Source organism: Enterobacter cloacae complex sp. IR5422, assembly GCF_049238165.1.
Taxonomy (GTDB): Bacteria; Pseudomonadota; Gammaproteobacteria; order Enterobacterales; family Enterobacteriaceae; genus Enterobacter; species Enterobacter roggenkampii.
Genome location: NZ_JBMKHT010000073.1, coordinates 1 through 11,372, shown reverse-complemented (window position 1 = coordinate 11,372; position 11,372 = coordinate 1). Strand labels below are relative to the sequence as shown.

The 11,372-nt window shown below is 61.5% G+C and carries 3 protein-coding genes and 1 pseudogene; 1 reads left to right on the top strand and 3 read right to left on the bottom strand.

The genetic code is table 11. The features are described 5' to 3' along the window. A pseudogene (locus ACOTXT_RS21425) lies at positions 1-569 on the top strand (hypothetical protein); the annotation flags it as partial. Between the two features lie 35 nt (positions 570-604). Here ACOTXT_RS21425 and ACOTXT_RS21420 read toward each other — a convergent pair. The 3 genes from ACOTXT_RS21420 to ACOTXT_RS21410 all read right to left on the bottom strand — a co-directional run. Beyond that, positions 605-1,780, bottom strand: a complete 1,176-nt coding sequence (locus ACOTXT_RS21420) for an HlyD family type I secretion periplasmic adaptor subunit (protein ID WP_055322382.1) — start codon at positions 1,778-1,780, stop codon at positions 605-607. After that, positions 1,777-3,957, bottom strand: a complete 2,181-nt coding sequence (locus ACOTXT_RS21415) for a type I secretion system permease/ATPase (protein ID WP_021242554.1) — start codon at positions 3,955-3,957, stop codon at positions 1,777-1,779. The genes ACOTXT_RS21420 and ACOTXT_RS21415 overlap by 4 nt, the downstream gene beginning before the upstream one ends. 72 nt (positions 3,958-4,029) lie before the next feature. Further along, positions 4,030-11,372 (bottom strand): beta strand repeat-containing protein (locus ACOTXT_RS21410; protein ID WP_421625441.1); only part of this gene is annotated, 7,343 nt, incomplete at its 5' end.

The following is an 11,372-nucleotide window of genomic DNA, read 5'->3' as shown; positions in this document are numbered from 1 at the left end:
GCCAAAATCAGCCACGAAGAGACGATTTTGGGCTGAAAATTGGAAAATTGAGCCACAGGACGTCGATAAAGGACGGTTTGGGGCGTCATATCGGGAGCTGCGGACCACTTAATCGCAACTTCCTTAATGTAAACCTGCTGGACAATGATATTTTGAGAAGTAACTTCTTCCGCCGCGCGGCAGAATATCTTTTTCGGGGATTAACGTTCAGAAAGGTTTTGCCTGAAGTAGGATTATTTATTGATAAAGATGGTGGCCGTATGATTATGCTTTATCTTTACCTGCAGGCTATGAAAAACAAATCCGCCCATGGTGCCGTTATTGACTATTCAGCCAGCACGCTCGCAAAAGAATTTTTTGTATCGCGCATCCACGTCAACCGGATTATCAAATCAGCTCAGGAGGCGGGCTATCTGAAAGATCGGGGTGATGGTCGGCTATCGGTCTATCCGGCGTTTATCGAACTCGTCGAAAATTATGCCGGATTATATTTTGCGTATGTCACGCATTACATCAACGTGGTTCCTAAAGAGCGACGCCACCTTCACAACGTGACGTCAACCGTATAATTCACCAGGCGTTCGGTGTTCCGAACGCCCTTCACCTATCGTTCCCGCAGCGCCTCTTTTGCCTTATTCAGCGGTTTCAACAGATAATCCAGAATGGTTTTGCTGCCGGTTTTAATGTCTACGGTAGCAATCATGCCCGGAAAGACCGGGAATTCCTGACCCTGCTTATTGGTCAGATGGTTACTGTCGGTACGAATATAGACGCGATAGTAATAAACATCTCTTTTCACCTCATCCTGCAGGGTGTCCGGCGAAATCATGGTCACTTCCCCTTCCAGCCCGCCGTAAATGGAGTAGTCATAGGCCGTCACTTTCACCAGCGCCTTCTGGCCGGGATGGATAAACGCCACATCGCGCGGCGAAATTTTCGCCTCAATCACCATCTGATCGTCAAGCGGAACCAGACTCATCAGCTTGCCGTTCGGCGGGATGACGCCGCCCACGGTCGTGACGTCAATATCCTTTACGATCCCGCGAACCGGCGCATTGAAGGTCAGTCGGGTCAGGGAGTCTTCCCGACCCTTCATCACCGAACGCTGGGCTTCAATCTCCGCATTGGCTTTCGCCAGCTCTTCACGGGCGCGGACGTAATACTGGTTTTTCATCTCGGTGATTTTATTCTCAAGCTCATTTTTTTGACGCTCAAGACGCAGCACCTCCACCTTGCTGGCCGCCCCCTGGGTCACCAGCGGACGGGTCAACGACAGCTCGCGTTGCACCAGCTCGGCACCCTGACGTAAACCAGCCAGCCCCTTTTCAAGGCTCTCGCGACGGGACTGATAGAGCGCCGTTTCCTGCTTAACCAGCTCAACGTCGTCATCCAGCTCCTCGGGAAACATCAGCTCCGTGTCGTTAACTTCGGCCTTCAGGCGTGCCGCCGTGGCCAGCGCCGCATTCAGACGCGACTCGCTCTCCAGCACGCTCGACTCGGTTTTTGTCCGATCAAGCTGCGCGAGCTGCTGGCCGCGCTCGACGATGTCGCCTTCGCGCACCATCAGGCTGTGGATAATGCCGCCTTCCAGGGACTGGATGACCTGCTCATGAGAAGACGGTATCACCTTACCGCTGCCGGTCGTCACCTCATCAAGTTGGAACAGGCTCGCCCAGGCGATAAACGCCGCCAGCAGGGCGAACAGCGACCATGCCACCAGCGTGGCGCGCGGAAGGCGCGGCTCTTTCAGTCGGCTATTAAAACGGGAGAAATCATTCATGCCGCGCCCTCCTCTGCAACCGCCGCCGGTTTCATGGTCACGGTGCGCTGTGCTGTCTTTTGCGGCGCCATGCCGTGCTGGTGCAGGATGGCGTCGCGCGGGCCGTCCATCACGACCTTGCCGTTTTCCAGCACGATGATGCGGTCGACCAGGTCCAGAATCGGCAGGCGATGCGTCGCCACCACCAGCGTCCGGCGCTTACCCAGCCATGTGTGAAGATGCTGAATAAACTGCTTCTCGCTCATTTCGTCCAGCCAGGCGGTAGGCTCGTCCAGCAGCAGAATAGTCGGCGAGGTGATCAGGGCGCGCGCCAGCAGCAGCGCCTGACGCTGTCCGCCTGAGAGTCCCGTTCCGCCCTCGTTGATGATAGTGTTCAGCCCCATTTTCTGTTTGCGCACAAACTCCAGCGCGCCGCTGTTGACCAGCGCCTGGTGAATCTCATCGTCGGTCGCCAGCGGGTTACCCATCAGGATGTTGTCCCGCACGGAGCCAAAGAACAGACGGGCCTGCTGGCTCAGCAGCTGCATGTCGCGACGCACGTCGGCCGGGTCGAGGTGATTGAGGGCAATATCGTCCAGCAGAATGCTGCCCTGCTGCGGCTCCTGCATGCCCGCCAGAAGCTGTAACAGCGTGCTTTTGCCGGAGCCATTGCGCCCGAGCACCGCCACGCGTTCTCCGGCGCGGATCTGCAGCTTGCTGATGTTGAGCACGGTGAGTTTCTCTTCCTCGTCGTAGTAAAACCCCACGTCCTCAAGCGCATAATCGCCGCGCAGGTGGGCTTTGTGCACCTTCTTGCCGTGCTGCGGATCGTCAATCGGCCGCTGCATCAGGTCGTCCAGCCCCTTGCGGGCCACTTTTGCCGACTGCCAGCGCGAGAGCACGCCTGAGATCTGCGACAGCGGCGCAATGGTCCGCGACGCCAGAATCGAGGTGCCTACCAGCGCACCGGTGGTCATGTCACCGCTGATGACCAGGTAACAGCCGACCAGCAGCACCACCGCGTAAACAATGGACTGCACCTCCTGCGTCCAGGTGAGCAGCAGGCCCGTCAGCCAGCGCTGCTTCATGCCGACGCTGGCGGCGACGTCGTTGGTGTTATTCCACTGGTTCTGGAAACGCTGCTCGGCGCGCATCAGCTTGATGTCTTCAATGCCCTGCACCGCTTCCACCAGCGTGGCGTTACGAATGGCGGATTCACGCATCCCTTCGCTGGAGAGTTTCCCCAGCGGGCGCTGCACCAGCAGGCCAGGAATAAGCAACAGCGGCACGGCGAGCAGGACCACCAGCACCAGCGGACCGCCAATCATCCACAGAATGAAGACGAACAGCAGGAAGAACGGCAGATCGGAGAGGGCCGCAATGGTCGTCGAGGTGATCAGCTCGCGCACCGACTCCAGCTCGCGGATCTGCGCGATAAACGATCCGGTTGATTTCGAGCGTGCGCCGTTTTTAATCCGCAGCGCGTGGGCAAAGACGCGTTCAGAGATGCGCAGATCGGCGCGCTTCCCCACCACGTCGGAAATGTGCACGCGCAGCATGCGCATGATGAATTCGAACACGATGGCAATCATCACGCCGCCAAACAGCACCCACAGCGTGGCTTCTGACTGCGACGGTACCACCCTGTCGTAGACCTGCATGGAGAAGACCATGCCGGAAAGCGCCAGCACGTTGGCGACCAGCGCCACCAGCATAATGTCGCCGTAGCGTCGCCAGTCCTTCAGCGCCAGCTGCCAGAACCAGTTTTTTTCATACGGTTTGATGTAGTCATCCACGCGGGCATCCGGCGTGGACTCGAGCGGGCGCAGCACCATCAGGCCCTTTAATCGCGACCCGAGCGCCTCGCGCGTCAGCGTCGTCTCCAGGCCGCCGTCGCCGCTGAACTGCAGGCTGACGTTGCCTTCGTTGTCCATGCGGTTGATCACCGCAATCTGCCCGCCGGTGAATTCCGCCAGCAGCGGCAGGCGCCACGGATCGAGGGATGCCGCTTCCGCCGCCACCACGCGCATCCCCAGCCCAAGCTGGCGCGCCATCTCCTCCAGCACCAGCTGGCGCGGCGACTGGCTTTCATGGTTAATCGTGACCCGAACGTGCTCCACCGAAAAGTCCAGCCGGTAGTGCTTCGCGATGATGAGCATGCCCTGCAGCCAGGGTTCGTACTGTGGATGTGTCTTCATAATCTCCGGGGTAACGCAATTCGTCTAAAGAAACGCCAAAAGGCCGCGGGGATCGCTCCCCGCGGCGTTGTTTTACGCAATTAACAGTTGATGGTTCGCCAGCAGCGTCGCCAGATCCGTCTGCACGCCGTTCAGCGTCACCAGGGTGGTTGGCGAGAACTGACCGCCGGTACCGTCCAGGTCAACCTGGATCTCGGTATTGCTGCCGTTCTGCACCACGCGGATGTAATCGCTGATATTGCCCGCGCCGCTGTCCAGCGTGGCCACGCCGTTCACATAGCTCGCCGAGCCCGTGCCGGTATAGCCGCTGCCGGAAAGCAGATCGCGCAGGTCAATACGATCCGTGTCCGCCGTCCCTTCCCAGGTGCCGACCGTAAAGCCGTTCACCACGTCGTGACCGTTACCGCCCGTGGCATCCGAAGCGTTGATCAGCTTGTAGAGCAGCGTATCGTGGCCGCCGCTGCCGATGTTGAAGGTGTCGTTTCCGCCGCGACCTTCGAACCGGTTATCACCGCTGTTGCCGGTGATGACGTCGTCGTAATCCGAGCCGTTAATCCCTTCAATGTTCAGCAGACGCGTGGTGCCGAAGCCGGTGTCCTGCGCTGTTGAGAGGCGCAGGTCAACGGTCACGCCAGAGGTCGCATTGCGGTAATCCACCACGTCCATCCCGCCGGTGTTGCTCCAGGTGTCATGGTCGGAATGGGTAGTCCAGCCGCCGGAACCGTTGTAGGTATACGTGCCATTTTCGGCGATAAAGGTGTCGTTATACCCGGTTCCGGTAATGGTCCCGCTGTGGCCGCCGGTGGCCGCTTCGGCCGTCAGGACGTAGCCCTCTTTGCCGTTGCCCGCTTCCAGACCGCTCCAGGTGACGTTATCCGACACGCCGTTGGTGATCTTCAGGATCTCGGCCGAATAGGTTTCATTCGGATCCAGCCCGTAGAAGCTCACCAGCGCGGACGTATCGTTCGACCCGATACCGGACTGGGCATTGATGATCTGCGAGGCCACCAGCACGCCCGCGGCGTTGTACAGGTTGACCGTATTGCCGTAGTAGGCGTTGATGCCCTCGCTGTCGACAATGTGCAGATGCATCGCGGTGCCGTCAGCAATGGTTTTGCTGTTTTGCACCAGCACCACCTTGCCGTTCTGCTGAGAGACCAGCAGGTCCTGCGCACCGTCCCAGTTGTAGTCCACTGCCGCCACGCCGGTGGCGTAAGCAATGCCGGACGCCAGCTGGCTGGCGGTCCAGGTGGAGCCGTAGCCGTTGTTGGTGAACAGCGTCGCCGTCTGCGAGCCGCCGTAGGTGCTGAGCTTGACGATGTCCATCTGCCCGTCGCCGTTCCAGTCCACCGCCACCGACAGATAGCCCGCCGCTGCGTTAGAGGCCTCCACCGCGCTCTTGGTGGCCGAGAGCTTCCCGGTACCGTCGTTGTAGTAGATCACCCCGCCGTTGTTGTTGTAGCTGCTGCCCAGGTACAGATCCATGTAGCCATCGCCGTTGAAGTCCGCCCACGTCATGGACGCCGCCGTGGTGGTATTCGAGGCGTTGGGCACAAACACGTTCGTCAGGTTCTGACCGATGGAGAGCGTGCCGTTGCCGTTGTTGTTGATCACGGTTAACGAGTACGCGCCGCTGCGGTTGGTGTGCTGAACCACATCCACGGTGCCGTCATTGTTAATATCGACGCCGGAGATTTCACGCATGGTAGTGAACTGTCCCCAGAACCCCGCGCCGCCGTAGGTGCCGTCAGGCGAGAGTACCCCGTTTTTGTTGATCAGATAGGTAATGGAGTCCGCGCCGGAGTCACCGTACGCCAGATCCAGATACCCATCCCCGGTTTTATCGTAGGCAATCACGCCGCCGTACCAGATGGTGGTGCCCATTGCCAGCTGGCTGGCGTTATAGGTGCTGCCATCGTAGGTCCACATCACCTGCGTTGACCCGGCGTAGGTATTTTCCGTCGCGAAAATGTCCTGCGTGCCGTTACGGTCAAAGTCGGCGGCGGTCTGGCTCACCACGTAGTAGTTACGGGTGTTAGTCAGCGTATTGCCGGCATAGGTCGAGCTATCGCTGCTGGAGTAAGACTGGCCGTTAGCGATGATATTCCACAGACCGCTGCTGTTCATGCCGAGGGTCATGGTGGAGTTGTTGCTGTTCCCCGCCGTGGTTGCCCAGTCGGTGTTCACCGAGGTGGTATCAATCACCAGGCTGCCGGTCGCCGTACCGGTGGTATTGCCGTTACCCGCGCTGCTCTTCACCTGCGCGGTCACGCTGTAGCTCGCCACGCTCAGCGCATCGCCGTCCGGGATCTGCAGATACCAGGTGTTGTGATCCGGGTCGACCACTACCGCACCGCCCGTCTGGGAGGTGTAGGTTTTGCCGTTCACCGTCACCACCAGGTATTCACCGTTCACCAGGTCAGCGGAGACGGTACCGGTGACGATCGGCGTGGTATCCGACGTGGTCTGCGCGGTAATCGCCGCCGTGGTGGTCGGGATGCTGGTATCGACGTTCAGCACAAAGCCGTCGGATTCCGTGTAGTTTCCGGCCCTGTCGGTGACGCGCACGATGTAGGTGTGATTCCCGTCGCTCAGGCCGTTGTCCTGGAAGGACCAGCTTGCGCTGCCGTTCATGGTCACCTGGCCGAGCAGAACCCCGTCACGGTAAAGCTGCACGATCTCGCCGTCGTCCGGGGCGCGGTTCAGCGTCCCGTTGATCAGCGGCGAGTTATCGTCCGTTGCCACCGCGCTGCCAAAGGTGCCCTGACGCTCGCCTTCGCCGTCGGTATAGCTCACGACCGTGCCAACCGTGGTCGGCGGCGTGGTGTCTACCGTGACGACCTGAGACGCGGTGGAACCCACGTTGCCCGCCTGGTCGATAATCCGCACCTGGTAGGTGTAGTCTCCGTCAGGCAGATCGCGGGTATCGGTGTAGCTCCAGCGCTGGTTGGTGACCGTGGTATCGAGCCAGGTATTCCCGCCGTCGAGGCTGATCTGCACGCGCTCGTCGCTTGCCAGCGCGCTGCCCAGCGAACCGTTGATCGTCAGCGTGGTGTCCATGGTGATGAAATCACTCCCGGACTGGCCGGTATCTTCGCTGATGCTGTCGATGGTGACGCCGTACTGCGGCGCCTGCGTATCCACCGTCACCGCCTGCGAGGTGGTGGCCCCGACGTTCCCCGCCTGGTCAACGACCCGCACCTGGTAGTTATGGCTGCCGTCGGTCAGGGTACGCGTGTCGCTGTAGCTCCACTGCGTACCGCTTACGGTGGCGTATACCCAGGTCGTGCCGCCGTCCATGCTCACCTGCACAAATTCACCCGCGCCGAGTTCTGCGCCGAGCGTTCCGTGCAGCGTGTACGAGGTCGAACTGGTCAGGAAGTCGTTATTGTCGAAGCCGGTATCCACGGTGATGTTATCCACCGACACCGTGATCGCCGCATCCGGAGCAATCGTATCGACGGTCACCTGCTGATGGGCGCTGGCTCCCACGTTACCGGCGGCATCCACCACGCGAACGTAGTAGTCATAGGTCTGGTTACCCAGCGTGCGGCTATCGACGTAGTACCAGCTGTTGCCGGTGACAATCACGTTCTGCCAGGTGACGCCGCCGTCGATGCTGATCTGGGCGTATTCGCCGTCGGCCAGCGTCGCGCCGAGCGAGCCGTGCAGCGTCAGGGACGTGTCGCGAGTGATAAAGTCGCTGCTGCTCAGGCCGGTATCGTCGCTGATGCTGTCGATGGCGATCGTTTTGCTGGCGTCCGGTGCAACCGTATCAATGGTCACCACCTGAGAGGCGGTGGCGCTGATGTTGCCCGCATCGTCAATCACGCGCAGCTGGTAGTTGTAATCCCCGTCGGCCAGCGTGCGCCCATCGACGTACGTCCAGCTCAGGCCGCTGACGCTGACGTCGATCCAGGTGACGCCGCCGTCAAGGCTGATCTGCGCGTGGTCGCCGCGGCCCAGCGCCGCGCCCAGCGTCCCTTTCAGGCTGATCTGGTTGTCGCTGGTGATAAAGTCGCTGCCGGACAGGCCGGTATCCTGCGTAATGGAATCCACGGTAATGGTGGTTGCCGCAGGCTTCGTCAGGTCAATCACCACGTCCTGGCTGTCCGTGGCCCCCACGTTGCCCGCGTTATCAATCACGCGGACCTGGTACTGATACGTCCCGTCCGTCAGGGTGCGGCCATCGGCGTAGCGCCAGGTGGTGCCGGTCACGGTCAGGTCGATCCAGGTGACGCCGCCGTCGAGGCTGATCTGCGCCTTCTCGTTATTGCCGAGCTGCGCGGTCAGCAAGCCGTTGACGACGACCTGGCTGTCGTTAGTGATGAAATCCGTTGCGCTCAGGCCGGTGTCGTTTTGCAGCGAATCAATGCTGATCCCCATCGACGGCGCGGTGAGATCCACCGTGACGGTATGGTTATCGCTGGCGCTGTTGCCGATGGTGTTGCTGACCTGCGCGTTAATGACGTAAGAACCGCCGTCTGCCAGCGCGGCCACGTCAGCGCTGCTGACCGTGTAGCTCCAGGTGCCGTCATTCTGAACGGTAGCCGCATAGGTTTTACCGTTCAGCGTGAGGGTCACCGTCTGGCCCGCCGGGGCGTCGGTAGTACCGCTGACGACCAGCGGCGTGCCGTGCTCGGCGGCGTTGACGATGTCGTCCTGCGCAAAGGTGTTAATGGTGATGGTTGGGACATCGCCGTTCAGCGTCACGTCGTGCGTTGCGCTGCCCGGGTTGCCCGCCCTGTCGCTTACCGACGCGGTGATGGTGTACTCCCCGTCGCTCAGGCCGAGGAAATCACGGCCCGGCACGAAGACCGACCACGATCCGTCCGCCCCGACGGTCGCCTGATAGCTGTGCCCGTTGAAGGAGACGGTCACCGTCTGGCCCTGTTCCGCCGTGGTGGTGCCGCGGATGGTCTGGCCCGCCAGCTGCTCCGCGTTGTTGACGATATCGTCATCGGCCACGGTGCTGATGGTCACGGTTGGCGCGACGGTATCCACCGTTAAGGTGTGCGTGGTCTGGCCGCTGTTACCGGCTTTGTCGTTGACCGAGGCGGTGACCGTCAGCGCGCCCTGGCTCAGGGCGGCCAGGTCGGCTGCCGGCACGTCGAGCGTCCAGGTGCCGTCGCTGCCGACAAGCGCAGTATAGGTTTTGCCGCCCAGCGTCACGGTAACGGTCTGACCCGCCTCCGCGCTGGAAGAACCGTGCACGGTCAGCGGCTGCTGCGCTTCCGCGGCGTTCAGCATGTCGTCAACCGACAGCGTCCCAATGCTCACCACCGGCGCAGTGGTATCCACGCTGATAGTATGCGTTGCGGAGGCGCTGTTGCCCGCGCTGTCCTGTGCCGATACGGACACCTGATAGCTGGCGCCATCGGCCAGGGCGCTGACGTCTGCAACCGGTACGGTAGTCGTCCAGGTGCCGTCGCTCTGAATGGTGGCCGTATAGCTCTTGCCGTTCAGGGTCACGGTGACCTGGGTCCCGCTGGCGAACTGCGCGCTGGAGCCGTTAATCACCAGTGACGAACCGGCTTCAGCCGCGTTGATCACGTCGTCACCGCTAAGGGTGTTCACCGTCAGCGCCACGGAGGCGGTGTTGACCACCACGTCATGGGTCTGGGTGCTGCTGTTACCCGCGCTGTCGGTAATGGTCGCGCTGAGGGTCACGGTGCCGTCGGTCAGGGCGGAAATCACGCTGGCCGGAACGCCCACGCTCCAGTTGCCGCTGGCGTCAACGGTGGTGGTGTACTGGTGCGAACCGAGGGTGATAACCACTTTATCCCCGACGTTCGCGCCGGTTGCCGACCCGCTGACGATCTGCGCCTGGCCGTGCTCCACGCTGTTAATGACGTCATCGCCCGCCACCACGTTAAAGCTGACGGTCGGCGGCGTGGCGTCAAGCGTAATCGTCTTGCCCGCGCTGCCCGGGTTACCCGCGGCGTCGCTCACGCTCACCTGCACGGTGTAGCCGCTATCCGCCAGTGCGGTCAGATCGCTGCCCGGCACGTTCACGCTCCAGACGCCGCCCTGCTGCACCTGGGCGGTATAGCTCTTACCGCCCAGCGTCACGGTGACCGTCTGCCCGGCTTCCGCCGTGGTGGTGCCGGAGATAGCAACGCCCGCAGCCGCTTCGCTGGCGTTAATCACGTTATCGCCTGCGACCGTATCAATGGTCACGGTTGGCGCAGTCGCGTCCACGCTGTATTCGCGGCCCGCCGAGGCGCTGTTGCCGTGCGCGTTGGTGACGCTCACCTGCACGCTGGCGTCACCGTCTTTCAGGCCCGCGAGATCCGCGGACGGCACGGTGGCCGTCCAGTTACCGTCGGCATCCACCTTCGCGGTGTACGTCTTGCCGCCGAAGGTAACGGTAACGGTCTGGTTTTCCTCCACGTTAGACGTGCTGCCGGAGAGCACCAGATCCGCGCCTTTTTCCGCCGCGTTAATCACGTCATCGGTGGCAATCGCATCGATGCTGATAGCCACCGCCGCCAGATCGACGGTCACGTCATGGCTGATGGTCACCGGGTTGCCCGCCGCGCTCTGGCCTGCCACGGTCACGGTGACCGTACCTGCTGCGAAGGCCGCGACGTCTGCCGCCGGGATCGCCGCGTTCCAGGAGCCGTCTGCCAGCACGGAGGCCGCATAGGTTTTGCCATTGACGGTCACGGTGAGCGTTGTGCCTGCCGCCAGCCCGTCGCTGGTGCCGGAGACGATCAGGTTTTGAGTATGTTCGATGCTGTTGATCACATCGTCGCCCGCTACCGTATCGACGCGCAGGCCCGGCAGGCTGGCGTCTATAACGATTTCGCGCTCGCCCGTTCCCGTGTTGCCGTGGCCGTTGGTCACAGTCGCAGACACCGTCAGGTCGCCGTTGCCCAGCGCCGTCAGGACGGATTCCGGCACGTTCACGGACCAGGTCAGATCGCTCTGCACCGTTGCGGTGTAGGTGTTGCCGCCAATGGTCACAGTGACGGTATTGCCCGCCTCCGCGTTCGCGACCTTGCCGCTGAGGGTCTGGCCCGCAGCCACTTCCGCCGCGTTGATGACGTTATCGCCCGCCACGGTGTTGATGGTGACGGTTGGCAGCGCGGTATCCACCAGCAGGTTCGCGGTGTTGCTCACGCTGTTGCCCACGCCGTTGGTGGCGCTCGCGCTCAGGGTGTAATTCGCTTCGCCCAGACCCGCCAGATCCGCCGCCGGAACGGTCAGGCTCCAGGTACCGTCTGCCGCCGTCGTGGCCGTGTAGTTTTTGCCGTTGAGGGTCACGGCCACCACGGTGCCTTCTGCCAGGTTGGCGCTGGTGCCGCTGACGCGCAGATCCTGACCCTTCTCTACCGCGTTCAGCACGTTGTCATCGCTGATGGCGTTGAAGCTGACCGAAGGCAGACCGGTATCGACGGTCACGTTATGCG